The following is a 23191-nucleotide window of genomic DNA, read 5'->3' as shown; positions in this document are numbered from 1 at the left end:
AAATTAATGTTATAATGACCTAAATAACCCCAAATAAAGTTTATTTTAGAAAAGGGGGTAGATGGAAAATGTTTCAGAGGCTCAAATTTTATGTAATGTGCATATTAATTAGTTCATTTTTAGGTGGAATTATCATAGGTGCTAATTTCTTGGTACATAACATATATAATTTAGTTGCAGGTAAAGAATATCATTTTAATATGTGGTCTTCTATTATTATATTTAGTGTCGTATTCATTTCGGGTTTCTTGTACATGTTGAAGAAAGGGCCAAATATACTTGTTAATAATTAAAACAATATCAATTATCATAGGCGCTGCCGTGATCTAGGTAGCGTTTTGTTGTTGTTAAGAAAAGATAAGGTATAAATCAAAAAAAGAGAGCTAATGCCCTCTTTTTAAACAAAACCTAAGGTTTATGCACAAATTGGAATCCCTAATGCTATTAAAGTCAATGCTACTTGAAGAGAAAGCTCTAATCTAGCAATTTCGATTCCGGCAACTGAGACCACTAAAAAAGGTTGTCCATTAACGAATAAAACACAACTGTCCATGCTTACGCCTCCTTTCTAGTAATCTACTACAGTATATGAATAAAATCTTTATATGTAATAGTTGAATTAATCGATTTAATAGAATTGATAGATTTGTCCTGTTTTACAAAACAAACCAACACGAAGAACGAACATAAATGTCCTGTGTACCAGTCTAAAAGTTGATGCTTTTAGATAATGCGGAAAAATTATTGAAATCACACCTTAAATCCATCTAAGGGTTAGTCTGAAATAAAATATGCAAAACAATGATAACTCTTAAATAGTATCAGGGGATGATGATGGGATATCCAAGAGCTAGTATAAGAGAGGAAGATCTAGAATTACAATTTAACATGGTAGAAACATATGGTTGTACAAAAATATTCATTCAAAAGGAGAATAGGGCGAAAAATCTTAAGGAAATATAAAGTTGTTGAAATTTTTGTGTGAATTCATTAATATGTAATTGTATTTATTGTTTATTTGATTCTGTTTACTCTCACACTTTATAAGTTGTGGTTGAGCTGTAGAAGCAAGTTTCGTCTTGTTTCAATTCTGAAAGGGCTTCTTTGAGCCGATTAGTGTATATATAGTTTATTTTGCTATACACATTTTTAATCGACTTGAAGAAGCCCTTTTTGTGTTGTTTCCAAGTCTATTTAATTGGGAGAACCAATTATCAAATTGGGTAAAAATTTTCATTTAGGGGGATTTAATTATGATAATCAGTTATGAAGTATCATTATTTTATTCTGCACATCCTGATGATCCTATTCAGAGTTTACGTGCATTACAAGCACTTAATCTGATAAAAGAGGATGTATTCTCTTTAATAGGTGTCAGTGTATCGTAATGAATAATTTACAGAATTAAATGGTAGTATGCAGACAGAGGGAATGACAGAAATTCGTAGTGAAGAATTACTATGAATTTCTGTCTTTTATTTTATAAGGAGCAACAAAGACACGTATGGAACGTAAGATTGACAAAGAATTTGAGAGAGCTACACAAATGTTGGATGCTTATCATTATAAAAAACAGGTGGAAAATCTGATAGAATACCTTATCAAGGGAAAGGGTCTGTGTACTTTGATACAGTAATTAAGTTAGATAAGAGGAGAACACAAAAGTATTCGAATCATACGTAGAACAGAATTTACTAAATCAAGAACATAAAAATGATCATTTAGTTTGTAATACGTATTCTTATGTATATCCATTAGGTAAAACATACTTAATATCCTAATGTAAATATAGATAGTTTAATAGAATTAAAAGTCCCATATATAATAAACAGTATACGAGGAGTGGGGGAAAATGAATTTTAACATTCAAAAAGGTCAATTTCGTTTAACAAGTGCTTATCCAAGAGGTAGCTGGTGGGAATTTTATCGTGTTACGTGTCCAATTTGTCATAATACAGGTAATTGCATGCTGCATATTTCGCAAGAGAAGGTAGCATGTACACGTGTAGAAAGTAAATGGATTTATGGGAAAAACACGGGGAATCCAAGCTACATTCATTACATAAATGGTAAAGATAAGTATCAATTGCCTGAGGCGGATGAAGTTCAGATTCATGATAAGAAAAGCAATGAAGAATTAGATGTTTTTAATCGGAAGTTAATGGATTTCATACCATTACAGAAGCATCATCATGCACATTTATTAAGAGATAGAAAAATGAGCGAGGAACAAATACAAGTACGTCAATATCGTTCATTCTTAAAACAACAAATTGTGTTAGAGGAGGATAATACGTATACGACTGTTTGGGAGCAGCTATTTAAACAGATTGGGAATAAAAATTGCTGGCAGGGAATCCCGGGTTTCTATGAGATGAAGAAAGGTCGACTTTCTCTTCGTTTGATGTCAGGATCTCCTGGTATATTGATTCCTTTTCGAAACCAGTACAATCAAATTGTTGGATGGCAAGTTCGTGTGGATGAAGTGAAAAACTCCGTTCATGTGAAATCAGCACCTCCTGGAGTTCAAGCAGAATTAATTGAACAGCCTAATGTTATAAAGATAACTAAAAATGGTGATTGTATCTTTGAATGCGAACTAGAAGTGAGCAAAAAGGTAGAGATTCCATTTCAAGAGGGACAAATAGTTGTAAAGATTCATAAAGGGCAAAAATATCTGTGGGTCTCATCAGCAAACAAAAATCAAGGAACTGGTGCAGGAGGTAGTGAAAATCCACTTCCTGTACATGTAGCTGTACCAAGTTCTCATTTGAAACATTGGAATTCTGGTACCTTACATCAAACCAACTCAGTAATGATTACAGAGGGAGCTATGAAAGCAGATCTGGTTGCTGATTTGATTGCAGTGAGATTTAATAAAATGGAATTTTCTGAAGTAGGGAAGACGGTTCTTGCAATTCCTGGTGTGAATGCTTGGCGAATTGTTATGCCTGTATTAAAAGATATGAGTGTAGAAAATGTCTATTTAGCGTTTGACGCTGATTTAGTAGAGAATCAAAAAGTAAGAAAAGCTCTTATAGACTTTGCGACAAAGTTAAAGACAGAGGGCTATAACGTAATTATTGCTGCATGGAACCCAGCACAAGGTAAGGGGCTAGATGATGCAATGCAAGCGGGATTTAAACCTGTATTTCAGAGATTGTGAAATTCATAAAGTAGGTTGGTATTTTCATAAATAGGTAGATTGAAAAAGATAGAGTTTGTAATTCTATCTTTTTCTTATATCCAATTACCACAGAGGATTTAAATTAACTAAAAGAAAGGTAGAAGAGAATATGAATACATCTATGAAAAAAAGTCTAGTAAATTTACGAGTTGATTTTGCTTTCAAGCGCTTGTTTGGAGTAGAAGGAAACGAGGATATACTCATTGGTTTTCTTAATGCGGTATTACAATCCTCTTTAGATGAGAAAATCATTTCTTTGCATTTGGATGATCCGCATCTTCACAGGGAGCAAAAGGATGATAAATTGTCTATTTTAGATTTGCGAGCTACTCTGAATAATGGTATAAAATTAAATATAGAGATACAGGTTCGCGACAAAAAAGACATGATCGAGCGATCTTTGTTCTATTGGGCTGGCATGTATTATTCTCAAATGACTCAGGGGATGAAGTATACAGAATTAAGACCAACTATTTGTATTAATATAGTAGATTTCATTCTGTTTCCAGGAGAAGAGGACTTTCATAATGTCGGTGTAGTCATGAACAAAAAATCGGAGCACATAATTTCAGAGAATATGCAATTGCACTTTCTTGAGATTCCAAAAGTAATTCGAGAATGGCAAGAAGATCGAATGGATCCATGGGAGGATATATTAGCACGTTGGCTATTATTATTTCCTGCATATGAAGATGAGAAATTAACTACAATCCTGGAGGGAATCGCGATGGAAAAAGATCCAGTTTTGAAAAAGGCAATAGAGGATTGGGAGCGTTTAAGTAGTGATAAAGACTTTTTACGCTTATATGAGGCGAGAGAGAAGGCAATAAAAGATAGAATATCAGAAATAGAGACAGCAGAAGAAAAAGCAGCAAAAGAAGCTAGAATAGAAATGATTCATAATTTAATTAAAGTAGGTGTACCTATAGAGAAGATAGCGGAAGCCACTGAATTAAGTGTCGAAAAAGTTAATGAAATTTTAAGAAACAAAGAGTAGATAGAAGTAGTGAAAAACAGGTACTTGTGAAAAATGCACAATTACCTGTTTTTTGTTTCTAATGAATAGTTTGATAAACACAAGGCTTAGACACTCCTTAATAGGTAGTATACTCTTATTAAGGAGCATAATAAGTTGTTGGAGGGATTAAAATGAATAAGAAAAAAGAAGCGCATACCCTTAGAGATAAAATAGAATCATGTTGCTTACTGAAAGAAGATATGAATGCTTTAGGTCTTAAGGACGGTAATATGGTACGATCCTAACAAAGAGGGTATAAATAAAGGTGTAAACAAGGACTTGTTTTTATAAAAACGTATTGATATAATATAAAAGTAATAAGATTTTACAATAAAAAATATAAAATTAATCAGTTCGCATATAAGAGAAGACCTCAATATGCGCCATGTCCTTAGGGGACGTGTGCGTGTATTGAGGTCTTTTTGCGTTTTGCGAGCAAAAACACCTGGAGGTGCAGGAATTATGTTGAATTGGTTGTCTGCAAAACTTATGACAACATCAGTAGGAGATTTCTTACTGGCAAAAAGTAGCTTTACGAAGGGGCTTGGTGGTAGTGGCAGTGGTGCCAATGCTGAAACCGTCCAAAAAAGCATGAACACTTTGGTGAAAACCTTAATTGGTTTTGGGGGAATATGGGTGGCAGCTTGCGTTGTATTTGCAGCTATTAAACTATCTGGTGCACAAGGGAAGAATCCTGAAAACCGTACACAAGCTATGATTGGTTTAGCCTGCGCAGCAATTGGAGGCTTTGTCATGATTAAAGCTTACGATATCGCTGCTTGGGTTACGACAATCTAACATAAGAGTTTGTACAAGCTCTCCTCGATTTGGGGAGAGCTTCTCTTATACAAGGGAGGAAAAAGAATGAGAAAAGTAACTGTTCCTGTTGATATGACTTCGGAGCAAAAAACACTATTAGGAGTGCTGAGCAAACGCCAATTGATTTATCTATTGGGTGGCGGAGCATCCCTTTATTTATATGTACCATTCTTATGGCGGTTATTTGCACCTATTGATGCGGTAGTAGCATTTTTTATTTGCTTAATTTTAGCACTACCAACGGTAGTAAGTGTAATAGCGTTTGCGTTTATATATAAAGAAAAACAACACATGTATCTAGATAAGTATTTAATTATTAAAATGCGTAGCCGCTCCGAAAAAGGTAAGTGGAGAAAAGGGTACGAGCCAACTACATGGGCAAAGGAGAATCTGTAAATGTTAGAAATGATATATTTTGCGGCGATAGCCATTGTAGGATTTTTCTTTTATCGGAAAATGAATGGAAAACCGCTGTTTGGTTCTAAGAAAAAAGGGAAAAAGCAAGGTGGAGTAGAGAAACACACTACTGAAAAAGCTGGAAAGAAAAATAAAAAAAATATGTCTGCTGAATCGGAAATTGATGAGGATAATGTTGACTTCTTTCGTACTTTTGTAGAAGACATTAAGGAAATTGATAATCATATGATTCGGTATCATGATGACACATTTGTCCTGATTGCGGAAGCACATCCAGTTAACTATTATTTACTTTCCAATATGGAACAAGAAGCGATTGATATCAAAATTGAATCATGGTTAACCACATTAGAGTTTAATACGAAAGTATATATTCAAAGTAAGTTTGTAGATTTAACAGATCCTGTACGAAAAATGACAGAAACGATGAAAGGTGCGAAGGACCTTACACCAGAGACGGTTCTATATGGTCAAGAAGTTATTGATAATTTAGAGTACTGGCAACGTTCGCAACCTCGATATGAACAAAAACGTTATTTAATTTATCCATACAAGGTTGATATTAGTACGATTACGGCTGATACAGAGGACGAGTTAGAAGAAAAGATTGTGGATAAGGCGTTTAACGAATTATATCGCCGTTATAATGCTTCTCGAAATCTACTATCGAAAGCAAAAATTAATGTAGAAATGTTAACGAAAGATAAATTAATAGAACTTTTATATGTAGCATTTAACCGTCGTAAAGCTGTAAAAGCTCGTTTCCAGGACTTAATTGAAAATGAGAATTTCTCCCTCTATTCAACAGGGGAAACAAATGAAAGAAAACTAGAGTTAATGAAGAAAGTGCTAGCGGAAGAAAAAGCAGAAAAATCAAATAACGGGGTGGCGTAAACATGAGGTTATTCGGAAAAAGGAAAAAGGAAAAGAAAAAAATAGAAGCAGAAGAGAAGGATGAATTGCAGCTAGAGGAGGAAGAGTCGGAAGAAGAGGAAGTACCGACGCAATTAGATAATCAAACAACAGTGTTTGATGTTATTGCTCCAGAAGGAATGAAAATTGATGCAGAAGATTATGGGGTCATTAAACAATCTTTAGGAAGTAATACGTTCTTTCGTCCGTTTTATATTCCACGTGATGGGTACCCGCGTATGATGCAAACCAATTGGCTCAACATGTTAACTTCGGCTGGGGAAGTGGATGTCATGATTGATATTCATAAAGAACCAAAAGCTAAAGCAATGCGATCATTAGATATGCAGCTGACGATGTTACGTTCCAATCTTTCTTTCCAACGTACACGAGGAAACATTGACCAAGAAAAAGACTTAGATGCAAAAATTCAAGATACAAACAATTTAATGGATGAAATCCAGTTCAATGAAAACGACTCTTATATGGTGAGTACAATGGGTGTTGCTTACGCAGAATCAAAGAAAGAATTGGACGTTTTATGTGAGTATATTGAAGATGAAATGCAAGCATCTCACTTTAAGATAGCAAGTACTTGGAACCGTGTGAAGAGTGGTTTGAAAGCTGTTATGCCGCTAGGAGCACTAAATACGTTACAAGATACCTATCGAAATATCGATAGACGTGCGTTATGTACATTTGCACCTTTTGTGTCAGGTTCCGGAAGGTTTAATGGTGGGATACCAATAGGAAAGAACAAAATTACTGGGCAAGTAGAATTTTTAAATTCATTCGGGAATGCAGATTATCGTCCTCCAAACTATAACATTGGTGTAACAGGGATCTCAGGTTCCGGAAAAAGTTTACTTTTAAAAATGAAGTTAGCTCGTGAAACGTCACTTGCAGATACGCATGCAATGATTATCGATCCAGAAGGAGAATTCGTAAAAATTACAAAACGTCTAGGTGGTATTAATTTAAATATTTCACCTGAAAGTAATATCATTATCAATCCTTGTGCAATCGCTGTAACAGAACTTCAGATTACGGATAAAGATGAAGAGCTAGAAGCACTTGAACAATATGATAAGAAAGAACTTGTAGAGCGTGATGGCATGAAGTATGTGAGATTTGTACCAATTTTAGAGAAAATCAATGAAATACTAGGTTTCTTTGACATTATTATTCGCGGGCAAGACTTTGATCAACCAGGATTAAATGTATTCCAACGTACTATGCTAGAAGATGCAATCCGTGAAGTGTTTGATAAACATGGTATTACTTCACATCCTTCCTCTTTATATACAGATGAAGTGAAGAAAGTGGATGGACAGTTAATTCAGTCTCAAGTGAGAAAGCCAGAGCCAGAGTTAAAAGAAATCTATGATGTCATAGTAGAACATCATGGAGACGATGTAAAAGCAGAAGAGTTAATTGCTGCGATTCGACCATTCTTACGCGATGGTTCAAAACCATTATTTGATGGACAAAGTCATTTTGGTCGTGGTGTAGAAACACAGTTAAATGAATCTCGTGTTGTTAATTTTAATATTAGTCATTTAGAAGAAGGATTCTTAAAACCAATCGCTTTCCACGTTATCTTGAACTATATTTGGGAGCATTGGATTAAGAGTCCAGAACACGCTATCAAGCGAAAAGTATTATATGTCGATGAGATGTGGCAGTTTATCGACTATGAACAAACGGTTAACTTCCTGGAAAAAGTAGCACGTCGTTCACGTAAAAGAAATGCTGGTATGTGTTGGGCGAGTCAGGACTTCGTTCGTATTTTAGAAAATGTAAAAGCTCGTGGTATCTTGCAATCTACTTTCTCTTATTTCTTCTTAGAACAAAATAAGATTGATAAGAAAAAGATCCAGGAGAACTTTAACCTAACTGCTGGGGAGCTTGATATTATTCTCAACAACCCTGGAAAAGGAGAAGGGATTTTCCGAGTAGGAGATAGTTCGGTTTGGATTCAAACTGATCCATCTGACAAAGAAATGATGTTCATTGAATCGAATGAAGCGGTACTACAAGAGCTTTTAAACAATATGAAGAAAGTACAAGGGTACGCAGGATAATAGTGTACTCTTAAAAAGGAAGGTGAAATTATGCTTGAGAAAATAGTAGAGTGGGTCGGAGGCTTAATTATTGCTATAGTAAAGGCTTTTCTTAGTCCGGTGTATGCAACTTTGGATCCGCTGCCAGTTTTAGTGTTTGGAGGAGAGGGAACAGAAGGAAAGGGGACAAACTTAGATTTCTTATTTTCAGGTAATTCTCTAACCAAAGTATTAGACACAGGCATGCCTGTCATGTTCAAGCTTGTTGCTTTTTGTGTCCTTGTCAGTGTAGTTATTACGGCGGCAAAATATTCGGCAACAGCTATTAATCCAAATAATAGAACAGCATTAATAGAGTATGCGAAGGATTTGATGATCATTTCAATTTTTCTTTGGCACCTCGATTACTTCTATACACTTATATTTGAAATCAATTCTTGGATAATAATAGAGTTTAGAGACGCTGTTAATGTAGCAAGTGGGGGGGATTTTGATCCAGATAAGGGTACTAAATTTCTACAACCTGGATTTGGTGGGGCTGGACTTACCATTACCGAGCTGGGTTTGAAAGGTCATGAAAATGACTATATGTTTATTATATTTGGTTTGTTTATAGAAGCTGGTCTCATCGTCTGGGCAAACTTTTACTACTTAATGCGAGCGGTGTCACTATACGTTTTAATGTTAATTGGTCCGTTAATGGTAGGCATGTGGCTATTTCCACAAAAGAAACAACAGACATTATATTGGATACGTGAATTTATAGGAGCGGTGTTCATACAAGCAATTCATGCGATTACCTTATGGCTCATTATTTCTTTAATTGGAGCAGCAAATAGTCCGTTAATCAAATTAATTTTACTTGCTATGTTTATTCCAATAGGTGAGATTGTAAAAAGTTTTATTGGCCTTAGTACCAATGCATCAGGTGGCATTCATAGAGCAGGTACGATGATGGGTATGGGTGCTTTAGCAAGTGTGGCTGGACTCGTTAAAGGTGTTCGTGATGACTACCGTAATTCAAAAGCAAAACCTGATGATAAAGGGGATAAAGAAAAGACAAAAGAAGATGCTGATAACCCGAAAGATGCATTAGGAGCGAATTTAGGGACAGATGTTGGTACAACATCTCGTGCAGCTCGTATGTTAAAAGCTGGTCAAATTGGAAGTTCAATTGGTAAAGCGGCTGGTGGACTTGCAGGTATGACAGCAGGAGCTGGTCTTGGACCAGAAGGAATGGCAATAGGGACGTTTGCTGGCAGTAAAGCGGGCGGATTTACTGGTGCAGTTACTGGAAGATCTGCTGCTGCAGTTGGCGAAGGGGCTGTAGCCTTAGGAAAACATATTGGTTCGAGTGTAAAGAAGGGTGCGGATACGTATTCAAATTTAAATGACAAATCTTATCCAGAACTAACCGATGAAGATATTGCACAGGATTTAGCTACAAAAGATTTTGAAAATTGGAAAGCGGATAATCCCGATTCTGCAGTTGCAAGTCGCTTAAAACAAGCATTCCCTAGTGCTTCCGATGCAGAGATTGCTAAAAAAGTAGCGAAAACAAATAATGATCAGATGTCTCGTTTCTCAAATCAGCGGAAACAAGATTTACAAAATATGAAGAAAACCGCTACACCATATGGAAATGCTAGAGAGTTAGTTAACGCTGCAACGAATGCATTCCAAAAGGGGTATGAGGCAGACCATAAAGATACGTTTATGAGTCAGTTACCAGAAAATATGTCAGCAGAAGAGAAAGAGAAACACTGGAGCGACCATCTGAGCACAAAAGTACAAGGATTTAGAAACCACGCAGAACAGGCGGCAACAAAAGCGGGAGCTATGCCAGTTGATGCGAAGGATAAGCAAGGAAATAATCTGTTTGATAAATCCTATGTGAATAAAGATGCGTTTGCTTCTCGACTTGCATTAGGAAAAATCGGAAAAGCAGTCGAGGATGTAAAAGGAGAAACGTTAGAAAGTGGCCATCAAAATATGGGACAAGTAGGTGCCCTTGTCGGTGCTTCTACTGCTGCATTTAAGAAAGCGTATAGTGCAGACCATAAGGCTGGATTTATGAAACAATTCCCGGCAGATATGCCGCAACAAGAAAAAGAAGCAGCATGGAATAAGCATTTAGATCAAAAAGTACAAGGATTTCAAAATCATGCGCAACAAGCGGCGGAATCAGCTGGTATTGTACAGCAAAAAGACGGTACAAACTATGCGAATAAAGAAGCTTTCGCTTCTCATTTATCACAACAGTTACAAAAAGATCCTGGTTTAAATGCTATGGGTGTATCTAGCGCAGCAGACATTCAGAAGGCAGTCAACGGTGTGAAAACGCACGGTTTGACAAGTGGAGCAGGAAGCCAGAAAGCGAAACAAGTAAGTAATGTTGAGAACCTGGTACAAGCCTCTACAGAATCTTTTAAACAAGGCTATGCAGCAGAACAACAGGCAAGCTTTATGAAAAAGTTGTCTCCAACTATGTCTCAACCACAAAAAGAGCAAGCTTGGCGGTCGCACCTGAATGAAAAAGGAAATGAATTTAAAGCAGTCGCACAACAAGCGGCAGTACAAGCGGGAGCGATGCCCGTACAGGCGAAAGATACGAGTGGTAAGAGTCTACATAATCAATCTTATATTAATAAAGATGCCTTTGCTTCGCAATTAACGAAAGGATTACAAAGCCATCCAAGTCTTGGAACGGTGAGTCAACAAGTAGGTTCTGGAATTACTAGTGCGATTCAAGGTGTTCGTTCACATGGTGTTGCAACAGGTGGCGCAATCAATAAAGCTGTATATGCGGCGACACAAACGCAAGCGAGTATAGCACGTGCAGGAGATCTTTCCGTTGCGGAAATTGAACGCTCTTATGCAGATGCATCAACAAGTGTAGCAAATATTGCACAAAGTGCTGGTAAAATGTCTATCCCAACATCTGCAGTGGGACGTATGACACAGCAGAGTACAAAACTTGGCATGAGTGTAATGGAAGGTGCGAAACACCTTATGCTTGCGGATAGCATTGATACGGTATCAAAAGCATACTATAGTGCTGCGAGTGCTGTACAACAATCTGGAGGGAATGCAGTACAAAGAGTGATAAGTGGGACTAATGCTGCTGTTAATACATCATTAGGAGGGAATGCAGCAGAGCGTCACTATAATGTGACAAAAGGCTTAAGTTACGCCGCAGGTGTGATTGGTGGTGCAGGTGCTTATCAAGCGACTGCACGTATGGTAAGTAAACATAATCCTTATAACAATGCTGTTCAAACAGAGGCAAAAGAAATTCAAGAGATTCAGAGAATGGTACCAACAACAACGGATGCTACTGGAAAACAATCGGTTGTTCAAGGTGCAGTACGTCTTGTTACGACAAATAATAAATCCTGGATTGAAGCAAAAGATTCTAGTGGTGTGACGCAAGTTGTATCTCGTTACGCTAGTGGTGATAGTAGTATTCGTTCGGGACAAGTCGTATATCAAGATTTAAATATTTCGGACGGACAATTAACGCAGTACCGTAATGGTATGAAAGCTACACCAACGTATGTTCAAGATTCTAGTGGTGGGAAAATTAGTATCAATCGTTCTATCAACGTTAACCCAAATCAATTAGTAGGAAACCAAAATCAAAGGTCGTTACACCAGAAATCAGTATTTAATGAACCGCCACTTACGGTAAATCACAAGGTGGACAATGGTCACTTCTATATGTCTGATTTAGACCAAGGTGGTTATGAGAATGTAAAAATGGTCGTAGAAAGAGATCGTAGTTATATGGTTGCGACAACAACAGACGGTACACTGTCACGTATTTCGCCATTCGGAAAAGGAGATACGCGCTTACAAGCAAACCAAAGGATTGAAAGAGCTTGTGAAGTGAAGGACAGTAGTATTAAGCCAAGAGAAGAAATCCTAGTAACACATACACAGGACAAAGTTGTTCGTACAGAGACGCACCTGAATTTATCAGAACATGACCCACAAAATCTGATTCCATTTGCTCCAAACCCTCGCTTAGCACAGCGAAGAGGAAGAAATTCTCAAAATGGAAAATATGGTGTGATAAGTCTATGAGTCAAAATCCTAACGATCCAAATGAACAGAAAAAAAGTAACCCTTTAAAAGATGTAGCTTCCCACTTTATTAAGAAAAAAGGGATGCAAGCGCGCGGGAAGATGGCAAAATTGGCAGGGAAAGCAGGAAAGGCAGCAGCGAAAGCTGCTGCCAAAATGCTAAAAGCAGGTATACTAAAAATTGTGGGTGCCGTTATAGCAGCGGTTGGAGTACCTGCCGCTTTGGTTATGGGAGTAATTATTGCTGTGTGTGTGATTTTAGTCTCTTTTGTACCTTTTACCGATGATGAAGGTAAGACAGAGGAACAAGTAAAAAAATATATGGAAGTCTCAATGGCTCTGAATGTGGATTGGAAAGAGATTATCGCCTTTGACATGGCACGATATGATAATGATTTAACTGGTAAAGATCCGCATGATGCTATATCATATTTCTTGGATATCCAATATGAAGAATATACGGAAAAAGAGGTATGTGAGGCAGGACCGAATGGTCCTTGTGAAAAAAAGAAAAAAGAGATGCAAAAAACAAAATCTGAAAGTTACTCCGGACCAGATGTAAAAAAGATATTAGGAGATACAGATTTTAAGAAAAAAATAGATGAGATTAATGCAAGTGGAAGCAAAAAAGTGACAACATCTTCTCATGGGCTAGAGAAAGCTATGGAACTCGCAAAGTTTAGTAAAAGTCAAAAAGAGCGTGCGCGTGAGATATTAGAGGCCGGGATGTTAGAAGGTATGTATGGACATCTAGCACCTTCTAGTAATTTTGTTGGTGGTATGTGTGTAGGTAATGTGAGTCCTGACGGGGAGCCTGTCAATCTTAATGCAAAAGTTACAGGATATCTTCCAAAGATTAAAGAAATGGCAGAAAAACATGGTGTTGCTCAATATGTTGGTATTTTGGCAGCCCAAATGATGCAGGAATCAGGTGGAGCAGGAAATGACCCGATGCAGGCTTCAGAGGGGCAATATGGAGACATGAGCTCATCTTGTATTGGTGTAAAGGGAAATGCTCGTGTAGGGTGTATTAAAGATCCCAATATTTCTATAGAAGCAGGTGTACGGGAATTTAAAGATGTACTAGGAAAGGCCAATGGTGACATTGCACTCGCTTTGCAGTCATATAACTTTGGCGAAGGTTTTATTAGTTACGCTTTAGCAAAGGGTGGCTATTCAGAAGAAACAGCTATTGAGTTCTCAAGAAGTAAGAATCATTTAAATCCAGATGGTTGCTCCGATCCGAATAACTTCCGAACCAAGGTAAATGCGTGTTATGGGGATTTTACATATGTTTCCAAAGTTTTAAAATATTACAAAGATTTAGGTTGTGTAGCAAATGGAGATGGAGAATGGATTTCTGATAAAGGTTGGAAATGGCCAACGAAATCAGGGCGTATTACAGGTACATTTGATGAAATTCATAATAACAAACCGCATAATGCTGTAGATATTGGAGCCATGACCGCTGGAAAACCAGGAGACCCTGTATGGTCGATGGAAGCAGGAATAGTTACAGCTCAAACAGGATATGTAAACTACGGTGGTCTAGGTGTCTATATTGACCATGGAAATGGCATTGTATCCCGTTATTTACACTTGAGTAAGATTTCAGTTACACCAGGAACTATGGTAACCAAAGGACAAATTATAGGGGAAATGGGTGGTTCTAACTATGTTGGTGGTGTTCTGAACATGCTTGGATACGCTGTCCATTTAGATTTCCAAATTCGTATAAACGATCAACCGACAGATCCAATGAAGTTCTTTAAGAAAAATGATGATCCAGGGTTATCATCTGGTGGTTCTCCTACCATGACAAATGCTAAACGACAAAAGGTACTGGAAGAAGCGAAAAAATGGCTAGGGCAAGGAAAAGTCAGATATGTATTAGGAGACCGTAATCCACCAGGTGGCTCTTCAGATTGCTCAGGATTTACGCAGTATGTCTTTAGAACAAGCATAGGTGTACAACTTGGAGATTGGACAGGTGCTCAAGTCGGACAAGGTAAACAAGTACCAGATATCAATCATGCACAGCCAGGGGATCTTATTTTCTATGAAAACCCAGGGCACGTTGCAATTTATATGGGGAATCAAAGAATGATTCATATTGGTGATAATAAAGGTGTACAAATTACAGGTCTAAACTATACGGCAAGAGGTCAACATATGACGCAAATTCGTAATGTTATAGACTGATTTGGGATGTGAAGAAATGAAGAAAGTCATGAATGTGTTAGCGAATCTGCCTCGTAAGTACTTAGTTATATTGGGGATTATTGTGTTAGTAGTAGGCGTTGCTACTTATAATACTATTCATCGTTACATGATGAAATCTCAAGTACAAGAGGAAGAGCAGGTAAATCAAGATGAAATCGAGATGCTTGGTGATAAGCCAAAGGGATTTGATACAAAAGAGGAAGAATATATCGCAAAGACAAAAACAGTAGAGGATTTACTACGAAAAATTTCTAATAGTAGTTATGATGTCCCGTATTTGTTTACAAAGGCTGGATTTGGTATTGAACCAATGAAAATGACAAGCAATGAGCGTATGCTTGCTACAGAAGCTGTACAACGATATTTCCTAAATGGGGATAAGTTTTACAATGCGCGAATTACCAAAATTGACCGTGGGAAAAAAGTAGATACGTTTCATATTGAAGTTTTAATTCAACAGGTAAACTTCTTAGAACCACGACAATTTAAAGTGCAGGTAAACAAATATGCACAAATTGTAACACCAATTGCACAAATTCCACATGGACAAGAAGAGGAACCTGTGGATTAAGAAGGAAATGAGGGTTGTGGAAGAAAAACACAACCCCTTTATAAAAAATAAAGAGTACCTAAAATTATTTATTGAATATTCATAATTTTCCGATATAATAAACCTATGGTTAAAAGAAATTTGTATATAACGCTAAAATGAAATGGATATGGAGGAATACGAATGAGAATGTTAATTGGAACAGCTGCGAATTTTGTTTCGGGATATTATATAGGGCGAAATTCCGGATTATTAGGAACGTTGCTTGGATGGGCTTTTTTGTTGGGTGGTGGCTATCTGTTAATAGAAAATTGGGATAGCATCACAACATGGATGCATAGTTTGAATATTGTACGAGGGTTAGATGGTTACGAAGATATGAGCAATGGCTTCATTTTCATCTGTTTGGTAGTAAGTGGCTTTATTTTTATCTTGTTGTCCCCGATTTTTATTATTTTAATAATAGTTTGTTTCGTTTTAATGAATATTGTTGCTTGTACACTTGTGTTATTAACATCACCAAGTACGTATATAAAGAAGAAAGATAAGGAGAATGAGTGGGAATGAGTACAATTCTAGTTTTAGGTGGATCAAATGGAAGAACGTTAGAGAAGTTGGCCAGAAAAAGAGACTCCCAGGTTATTTTCCATGATGGGAAAAATCACGGAGGCGTAAAGAAAACGTTTCGTAGTGTTATAAAAAAATGCGATGTTATTGTCATTCAAAAAGGTGCATGTGGCCATGTATCTATTGATGTAGCAAAAGAGTACGCAAAGAAGTATGATGTCCCACTATTATTTAATCCGGGATTTGGTGGAACTGGTGCGCTTGAAATGGGATTAAAGCATCTGCAAGCGGCTTGATTTTAGTAGGTAGTCTGAGATAACTGTATGGGTACATAATTATATAATTAATATATATAATTTTTAGTCTTTATTTGTAATTTCTTAATGTAATAAAATATGAATTTTGTAGAGAAGTAGGTGGGTTTATGAAAGAAAAGATTGATTCAATTAAAAATAAACTCTCTAATGGAAAATCTCGTTTTGAGAATGGTAAGACCGTGGTAGAGGTTAGTTTATCTGAATTAAATGAATTACTGAGCATGGCTTATGACATTAATAATTATCGTTTAAATGCTTTGTGGAATTTAGAGCAAACATCAAAGGCATATAAAGAGTACAAAATGCGTAACGAAAAATACCAAGAATCGTTAAAACTAATAAAAGGAATAACAAATGGAGTAGATAATGCAATTGTTAAAGATGTGAATCGAATAGCAAAAGAATCATTATCATAATTAACCAAAGCGTTGTTTGAAAATAAAGGAGCTGGGGAAATGGACGATAAGAAATTGGAATTGAATGAAGATCAAAAATCTGTATTACTGAAGGTGTTAAAGGATATGCACTTTGCTAATGCTCAATTACGTGAATGGGTGAGTAAAGATTTACTTTCAATCGAAATGTCAAAAACACTTCCATCATTGATAGAAAGCTATTTTAGTGAAGCAGCAAAAGTACTAAATTACGAATCATATCTATTGGAAGAAAAAGAAAAACGTTATGCGGAGATTAAAAAGGCGAATCAAAAGATACATGAATTACAGGGTAAATTAGGTTCCGATAAACCAGTTGACGGTTTAAAAGAACAGTTGAAACATCTTTCTGAAGTTGTTAGTGAATGGTGGAATACAGAAGGTTTTAATCATGTGCATGATACGAACTATTATCCCTATGGTGGAATGAGAGTGAAACTTAGCTTTATGTTAGAACATTGTCGTTCTTTCAGTAAAACTCCTGTAACAGATAAAAGGAGCCGAGAGGAACACATTCAATATTTACGTGAAATGGGATTTGAATTTGCCGACTTTGAAAAAGGACGGAGTGAAAAATTGGATTTAATCGACAATCATCAAAATCGTTCATTACTTATAAAGATGCTTACAGAGCGTTTTCCTTCTCTTGAGGTTCATAGCTTTAGCAACCATAGTAGTTACTCTAAAAAAGAAATTTTTATTATTAAGCATATAGATGCTTCAATTTATAATTTATCTGATATTTAAAATCGATGAAATAAAACAAAATAATTATTTAAGAGAAAAGGGGAATATATATGGATGATACTCTAGATCTTTTACAGGATTCAATTGATTTACTAATAAATCTTAGAGATTGGATGTACGTCGTACCAAAAGCCAATTTAAGAGGATTCAGTATTGATAAAGAATATTGGTTTAACTATGAAGATTTCAAGATGTTTAGAACACCAGAGGATGTAGGTATAGCTGTTAAAAGTGACACGGGAGAATTTGAACTTTTTAGCTACAGCGAATTTTTATCTTTCTTCGATCGTAAATAAAAAGGAAGTTAGCAAAAAGCTGACTGCAAGAACTAAACAAAATTTTTATTTGAGAGGGGAATGAAATCGTGAAATATGATAAACAAAAATGCCCAAAATGCAGCAAGCAAGTTAAAACTTTATATAGACCATCAATGAATCATAAAGGTCCCAATCTTTGCTACTGGTGTAATAGAAAACGTGTTAAAAAAGAAAATGAAATGGTCTTACAAAAATAACATGAAAATTTTATAAAAAAGACGAATGAAAAACATCACTGGATCCAATGAAAGTTCGTTATTAAAAACAAAATCGTAAATTAAATAAAAAAGTGAAAGGCGAATACATTAACATGAATAATAGTAATATACATAAATCAGGTTATATCATACTCATTTATTTTGTAATGACTCAATTTGTTGGGATTATAGGTGTACAATTGCTAGCGAAGACGGGCTGGTATGATATTCAGGGAAACCAACAGCAAGCAATCCAACAACTTCTTGTGCATTGGGAACTAATTGGATTTTCACTTACATTAATAATCTTTTTTCTTATATATAGTAAAGAGCTAATGAATGATCCCAAGTTATCGATTAAATTATCAAGAAATTCAGTTGTATGGATTTTAGTTGGGATCATAGTAGTATTTCTTGCGCAGATGGTTGGTAGTGTTTTAGATAAGAGTGTATTTCAGCTAACTACGCAATCAGCAAAAACGTCTAGTACAGTCGCTGCAGCAGCAATATCTCCTGTGGCACTAGTTTCAATTGTTCTTCTTGCACCTTTAGTAGAAGAGTTTGTTTTTCGTTATGCGGCCATAAATATTTTAACTGGAAAGTTTAAACAAACCTGGAGTATACTAATAAGCTCATTGTTCTTTTCTATTATGCATTTTGACTTTCCTTTTATATTTGGATATTTTTTAATTGGGCTTGTACTTGCTGTAGTATATGTGCGTACTAATAGGTTACTAGTATCATTTGTTGTTCATGCTAGTATGAACTTAATTGTTGTTATACTCCAGATTTCTTGATGAAAAAGCAGCAGATTCGCGCATCTTACTAGTGATTTAGTTTTTTTATGTTTATGAATTCTAAAATTATGGTAAAATTAATAAGACTACATTTGAAAATGTGGGTTCAAGTTGCTGTATTGACTGAATTGCACCAAAAAAAACAATTCCATTACACGGGAATTGTTTTTTTGGTGTGTGTTGTTAGCATAATTATTGACGGCCTAAAGGAGATTTGTTTCTTTGTAGTTTAGTATAACTTAAATAAAAAGAAAATTCAAAAACAAAATGATGAATCTTTACATATTTTTAAATTACAACACAAAAATGTAAAGATATGGTTTATAATAGGTAGTGAAACACTCTCCTATGTTTCTAGTGATTGTATCTTTTATCTGTTTTTGGTGCGAAATCTGTTGATAGATTTTGCACTTTTTTATTTAATGTTTAATAAGATCAGTGTGATTTTTTTAAGGGGGAAATTAGTATGTTTGGGAATAAAGAAAATGAGATTAAAGAATACCTTATAAAAGAAGGTTATGAGATTAAAGAATATTTAAGAAAAAATGGAGATTGGTACTATTTTAAAGTACATACTTTTTGGTCAGGAACGCACTTAGTAAAAGTAAAAGATGGAGTATTTAGTTTTAGAATAGAAAAAGCGTAAATCTCATAATAAAAAAATGTAACTAGCAAAATTAAAGTTTACTTTCATTTTTTTCATCTTTAACACAATTATCGCTATAAAGCATTGATATTATTAATTTATATACTCATTTTATAAATAAATGGTTTTCTGGACAAATGATTCTAAACATACATTTTTCTTAGAATCATATAGTAACCTCTATTTCTTGTAAATTCCTTTTCTCCATATCCATTCAATTGGACCATAGCGGAAATGTTTACTCCAAATCTCACTAAATATAATTTGTACGAAGCTAATAAAAAGCCCGAAGATACATAATTTCCAGTAATATACGTGTGAGACATCTTTAAAGTACAACGAAAGAAGGACAAGAGTTAGTATACTTTGGCTAATGTAATTCGTTAAAGCGTACTTGCCTACATTCTTAAAGGGATGCAGACATTCTATATATTTTTTATTCTCACAAACTCTAAGTAGAGTACAAATATAGAATATAGCTAGCGTTTTCCCCAAAAATAGAATCCATAGTTGTACATCCTGAGAGTAATAGACATCTGTTTTTATAAAGTAGTAGATAATAGGACAAGAGAGAAGACATGAGATACATAACGAACTCCACTGTAAAAATCTAATTTTCTTTATTAATTCCGGTACCCTTTTAAAAATATTTTTCTTACCAGCCCATAACCCTATTAAAAATAAGCCTATATATTCCGGAATTCCTATTAGTAGTTGCTGGAATTCCTGGGTCATTAGAAAGAAAAGACGTGCTTTTACTTGATGTGAATAATGTGTAAATAGATTTACGGTGTGATTGGTAGTGTTGCCTGTAAACATATATTGATAGTAATTTGGTACTTCAGTAATAGAAGAACTTGCTCGCAAAAATACAATAATATGTAATACATAACTAACCAGTAAGAAACTACAACCAGCTATAAAAATAAGCTTAGTAGATCGCTTATAAAAGAATAATAGAATAAATCCAGCTATAGCATACGCATGTAGAATATCTCCATACCATAGAAAGGTAAAGTGGAGTAAACCGAAGACTAGTAAAATACAAATTCTCCGGGTAAATAGTCTATACATGGGATATCCTTTTGCTTCTGTATTTTTCATAAAGATGTAAAATCCTACTCCAAATAAGAATGCGAAAATAGTATAGAACTTTGATTGAATAAATAAATCTACTAAAAAGCGAATTATTTTATCTATACCAATATAACCGGCTTGATTAAAGGGATCTAGTCCCGTCATAGTGGGTAGATTCGCAAACAGGATACATAGTATGGCGATACCTCTTATTATGTCTAAAGAATGAATACGGGCGTTTTGTTGCATGTTAATTCTCCTTTCTTACAAAGAAAAACGAGTACTATACTAGCTAGCGCTCGAAGTACGTCTTGTAAAGAATCCATCATATGTAGCAGCTGAAACGGCTCCTTCTAGTCGTTCAACTTCTTCACCTCTGTTATAAGCTACAACTACTGGAGTACCTGGAATGTCGAACTCTTGAAAGGCACTTTGATTTTCTGGTGTAGAGATATCAATACGATAAATGGTTCTATCATGCTTTTTTGACATACGATTGATATCTGGTGCAGCCTTTTTACAATAATGACAGGTAGGTTGATAGTAATACGCAATGAACTCTTCATGGGATTGTATTTTTTGCTTTAATTCTTCTTTTGAAATATCTTTTATATTTTCAGGTGCTTCTTTTACATTTGCAGCAGATACAATTGTTTTTTCAGGTGCTATAGTTTCTGTTTTAACTGATTCATTCTTAGTTAAAGTAAAGATCGCGATACAAGCAACGCATAAAGTTGTGATAACTGCTCCAATTTTGTAGACCTTTTTCATAGTAAATTCCTCCTTAAAATAAAAAAAAGGACAAACCTCGCCCGAGTTAACAGGGCGTAAGGTTTGTCCTTCACGCTACGTACAATAGAGTATAAACAATGGTAACAAATTTTCTATCTATATAATACCATAAGATTTATATAGAATGCTATAAGAATTTTAAAAGAAAAACAAAGGAATAAATTAATTGTAAAATTTCATGTACCAAATTAAATATTAAAAACAATAAACAGCACAACAAGGGGATTCTCTGTGGTGTATCCAACTGATAGGGACACTATCCTCCTCCAATAAGCATAAAATCATTCAACAAACACATCTCAAAAAGTGTGTGTACTTATGAAGTATGTCTTAAGTACATTTTGATACCTTTTGAAGTAGTTTACGCTGCAAAGAATATACTATATCTAAAGCTGTACCTTTTAGTACACATAAAAAGAAGAATCTTCAATTCGATTCTTCTTTTATAATTATTATAAAATGTGTTACTTATATTGTTCAAAAGACTTTTAAACAATATTTATCTCATAATAAATTATGAAAAATTTAAATATAGGTAAATAGAGAATAGCGTTGTTACCTAAGTATCTATATTTAACTGTAATGAAATGAAATTCATGTTATCACTAATTATAATTTTCGAATCGTTTTTAACTTTCCTATTTTCAGGAACGTATATAATTAATATTGATAATTAAATTTTTATTAATATGACTACAAATAAAATTTGTAGTCATATTTTTTGTAGATTCTTTTGTTTTAGTATGATATTTGGATTAAAATTAATAAATATACAAAACTTGGAGGATAAAAAATGAATGAAGTAGTAGAATTCTTTAAGAGTTATGGCCCAATTATTACTTTTATTATAGGTATAACAGGGCTTGGTACAAGTTTGTTTTACTTTTTAAAAAATAGAAAACAAAAAAAATTAGAATATGTCATTTCTAATAAAACGGCATTATTTAATCAATTACATAGCAAAATAAAGATATTTTTTAATGAACAGGAAATTAAAGAAGATGCCTGTTTATCTATTTTAATTATTGAAAACATTGGAAATGAGCCGATCAAAGAAGAAGAATTTGAGAAGAATAAGCCTTTGAAAATCAATTTCTTAAGAGCAGACGGTACACCGGTTAGGATATTTGACGTAGAAATATATAAGGCTAATCCTGTAGATTTTAATATTGAAGTTGATTACAATGATCTGGAAGGTATATTATGCATAAAACCAACATTATTTAATCCGAAGGATTATGTTACTTTGAAACTTATATCTACTGAATTTGAACAAGTTAGCATATCAGGTAGAATTATAGGTGGAAGTGTTGTAAATGGTGAGAAGAGAAAAAAACGGAAGGGATTTCAACGTTCCATTATGCCATTAGTTTTTTCAATTATGTTTTCTACTATCGGCATATCTTTAGGTAAATTTTTCAATAATACAATATTTTTGCTTCTTATAATTGGTGTTGTTATAACTTTCTTAGGAATTATAAGTGCTATCAGTGTAGTACTAAAGAAGCAAGAGAAAAAAGGAAATCTTGAAAGCTAATATGTAATAAATTGTATAATCGGTTAGCAACACAATTCCGCCAATCTTAAGTAAATACATCTACCTAAAAACGATAAAAGGAGCAAATGAATTTGCTCCTTTTTACATAAATTCTACATAAAATTTAGTGTCGATGATTCCGAAGGCAACTTTACATGGAAACGGATTTTTTTCTACTGAAGCAGCACGCATACAAGAAAGTACCCAATGTTCTAGTTCTAAAGGTAAACGATATGCTTGAATACTACCATCATTGTTTTTTACTGTTATAATGGGTGCATTTACCCTGGTTGTAGTAAAATCATCCGTTGTTATCATTGCTACTGCATCATTAGTGTAAAAACCAGCGTTTAACACCTCATAAACCATTCCGTCTTCCTCATTAATAACCATAGGTATATTTAGAAAGGGGTATTTTTTAATATCATTATGAATAACTACTCCTGCTGTGTTCTTCTTTAATTGATTCCCTTGCATTTTTACACTCCC

23 protein-coding genes are annotated in these 23191 nt (G+C 34.8%); 19 read left to right on the top strand and 4 right to left on the bottom strand.

Going from position 1 to position 23191, the window contains the following annotated elements; translation table 11 throughout:
- Positions 1–68 precede the first annotated feature (68 nt).
- The gene (locus MKY21_RS29135; RefSeq protein WP_000487740.1) at positions 69–293 is read left to right on the top strand and encodes a hypothetical protein; all 225 of its coding nucleotides are present in this window, start codon (positions 69–71) and stop codon (positions 291–293) included.
- Positions 294–415: 122 nt separating this feature from the next.
- On the opposite strand, the gene MKY21_RS29130 is transcribed toward MKY21_RS29135, so the two are convergent.
- Positions 416–553, bottom strand: coding sequence for a DUF3956 domain-containing protein (locus MKY21_RS29130; protein WP_000376551.1), 138 nt, complete (start codon positions 551–553; stop codon positions 416–418).
- 700 nt (positions 554–1253) lie between these two features.
- On the opposite strand from MKY21_RS29130, the gene MKY21_RS29125 reads away from it, so the two are divergent.
- From MKY21_RS29125 to MKY21_RS29045, 17 genes are all read left to right on the top strand, one after another.
- Positions 1254–1388 carry a hypothetical protein gene (locus tag MKY21_RS29125; protein ID WP_016078541.1) on the top strand — a complete coding sequence of 45 codons (135 nt, stop codon included), beginning with the start codon at positions 1254–1256 and terminating at the stop codon, positions 1386–1388.
- Positions 1389–1852: 464 nt separating this feature from the next.
- Complete coding sequence (locus tag MKY21_RS29120; RefSeq protein ID WP_098878280.1) at positions 1853–3166, top strand: DUF3854 domain-containing protein; 1314 nt, start codon at positions 1853–1855, stop codon at positions 3164–3166.
- A gap of 130 nt (positions 3167–3296) precedes the next feature.
- Positions 3297–4184 (top strand): Rpn family recombination-promoting nuclease/putative transposase, encoded by an 888-nt coding sequence (locus MKY21_RS29115; protein ID WP_098542313.1) that lies wholly within the window; start codon positions 3297–3299, stop codon positions 4182–4184.
- Between the two features lie 399 nt (positions 4185–4583).
- Entirely contained in the window at positions 4584–5003 is a 420-nt protein-coding gene (locus tag MKY21_RS29110) for a hypothetical protein (protein WP_016083212.1), read from the top strand.
- Between the two features lie 66 nt (positions 5004–5069).
- A complete protein-coding gene (locus MKY21_RS29105; RefSeq protein ID WP_001233534.1) occupies positions 5070–5420 on the top strand; it encodes a PrgI family protein in 351 nt (116 codons plus the stop codon).
- Positions 5421–6335 (top strand): hypothetical protein, encoded by a 915-nt coding sequence (locus MKY21_RS29100; RefSeq protein ID WP_098878281.1) that lies wholly within the window; start codon positions 5421–5423, stop codon positions 6333–6335.
- A 2-nt stretch (positions 6336–6337) separates the two neighbouring features.
- On the top strand, positions 6338–8437 hold the full coding sequence (locus MKY21_RS29095) for a VirB4 family type IV secretion system protein (RefSeq protein ID WP_341078254.1): 2100 nt from the start codon (positions 6338–6340) through the stop codon (positions 8435–8437).
- Positions 8438–8467: 30 nt separating this feature from the next.
- On the top strand, positions 8468–12502 hold the full coding sequence (locus MKY21_RS29090) for a hypothetical protein (protein ID WP_341078252.1): 4035 nt from the start codon (positions 8468–8470) through the stop codon (positions 12500–12502).
- A complete protein-coding gene (locus MKY21_RS29085) occupies positions 12499–14703 on the top strand; it encodes a lysozyme family protein (RefSeq protein ID WP_341078250.1) in 2205 nt (734 codons plus the stop codon). The genes MKY21_RS29090 and MKY21_RS29085 overlap by 4 nt, the downstream gene beginning before the upstream one ends.
- Before the next feature lie 16 nt (positions 14704–14719).
- Positions 14720–15295, top strand: a complete 576-nt coding sequence (locus MKY21_RS29080) for a hypothetical protein (RefSeq protein WP_341078248.1) — start codon at positions 14720–14722, stop codon at positions 15293–15295.
- Positions 15296–15457: 162 nt separating this feature from the next.
- On the top strand, positions 15458–15841 hold the full coding sequence (locus MKY21_RS29075; protein WP_001242517.1) for a hypothetical protein: 384 nt from the start codon (positions 15458–15460) through the stop codon (positions 15839–15841).
- Positions 15838–16137 (top strand): DUF2325 domain-containing protein, encoded by a 300-nt coding sequence (locus MKY21_RS29070; RefSeq protein WP_341078244.1) that lies wholly within the window; start codon positions 15838–15840, stop codon positions 16135–16137. The genes MKY21_RS29075 and MKY21_RS29070 overlap by 4 nt, the downstream gene beginning before the upstream one ends.
- A 128-nt stretch (positions 16138–16265) precedes the next feature.
- Positions 16266–16574 (top strand): hypothetical protein, encoded by a 309-nt coding sequence (locus MKY21_RS29065; RefSeq protein WP_000659906.1) that lies wholly within the window; start codon positions 16266–16268, stop codon positions 16572–16574.
- Between the two features lie 39 nt (positions 16575–16613).
- Positions 16614–17339, top strand: a complete 726-nt coding sequence (locus MKY21_RS29060; RefSeq protein WP_341078242.1) for a hypothetical protein — start codon at positions 16614–16616, stop codon at positions 17337–17339.
- 50 nt (positions 17340–17389) lie between these two features.
- Positions 17390–17635 (top strand): hypothetical protein, encoded by a 246-nt coding sequence (locus MKY21_RS29055; protein WP_000342851.1) that lies wholly within the window; start codon positions 17390–17392, stop codon positions 17633–17635.
- A 331-nt stretch (positions 17636–17966) separates the two neighbouring features.
- Positions 17967–18650 carry a CPBP family intramembrane glutamic endopeptidase gene (locus MKY21_RS29050; protein ID WP_341078239.1) on the top strand — a complete coding sequence of 228 codons (684 nt, stop codon included), beginning with the start codon at positions 17967–17969 and terminating at the stop codon, positions 18648–18650.
- Positions 18651–19116: 466 nt separating this feature from the next.
- Complete coding sequence (locus MKY21_RS29045) at positions 19117–19296, top strand: hypothetical protein (protein ID WP_106082438.1); 180 nt, start codon at positions 19117–19119, stop codon at positions 19294–19296.
- Positions 19297–19476: 180 nt separating this feature from the next.
- Here the strand turns inward: MKY21_RS29045 and MKY21_RS29040 are convergent, their stop codons facing one another.
- Entirely contained in the window at positions 19477–20622 is a 1146-nt protein-coding gene (locus tag MKY21_RS29040) for a DUF418 domain-containing protein (protein ID WP_341078233.1), read from the bottom strand.
- A gap of 39 nt (positions 20623–20661) precedes the next feature.
- Positions 20662–21144 (bottom strand): thioredoxin family protein, encoded by a 483-nt coding sequence (locus MKY21_RS29035; RefSeq protein WP_341078232.1) that lies wholly within the window; start codon positions 21142–21144, stop codon positions 20662–20664.
- Between the two features lie 814 nt (positions 21145–21958).
- Between MKY21_RS29035 and MKY21_RS29030 the strand changes: the two genes are divergently transcribed.
- Positions 21959–22702 carry a hypothetical protein gene (locus MKY21_RS29030; RefSeq protein ID WP_341078231.1) on the top strand — a complete coding sequence of 248 codons (744 nt, stop codon included), beginning with the start codon at positions 21959–21961 and terminating at the stop codon, positions 22700–22702.
- A 102-nt stretch (positions 22703–22804) separates the two neighbouring features.
- On the opposite strand, the gene MKY21_RS29025 is transcribed toward MKY21_RS29030, so the two are convergent.
- Complete coding sequence (locus MKY21_RS29025; protein ID WP_341078228.1) at positions 22805–23179, bottom strand: hypothetical protein; 375 nt, start codon at positions 23177–23179, stop codon at positions 22805–22807.
- Between the last annotated feature and the right edge of the window lie 12 nt (positions 23180–23191).

Origin of the sequence: Bacillus sp. FSL R9-9497 (assembly GCF_038005805.1) — a bacterium.
Lineage (GTDB): Bacteria > Bacillota > Bacilli > Bacillales > Bacillaceae_G > Bacillus_A > Bacillus_A cereus.
The sequence above is the reverse complement of the archived record's forward strand: the minus strand, read 5'-3'. Positions and strand labels throughout refer to the sequence as shown.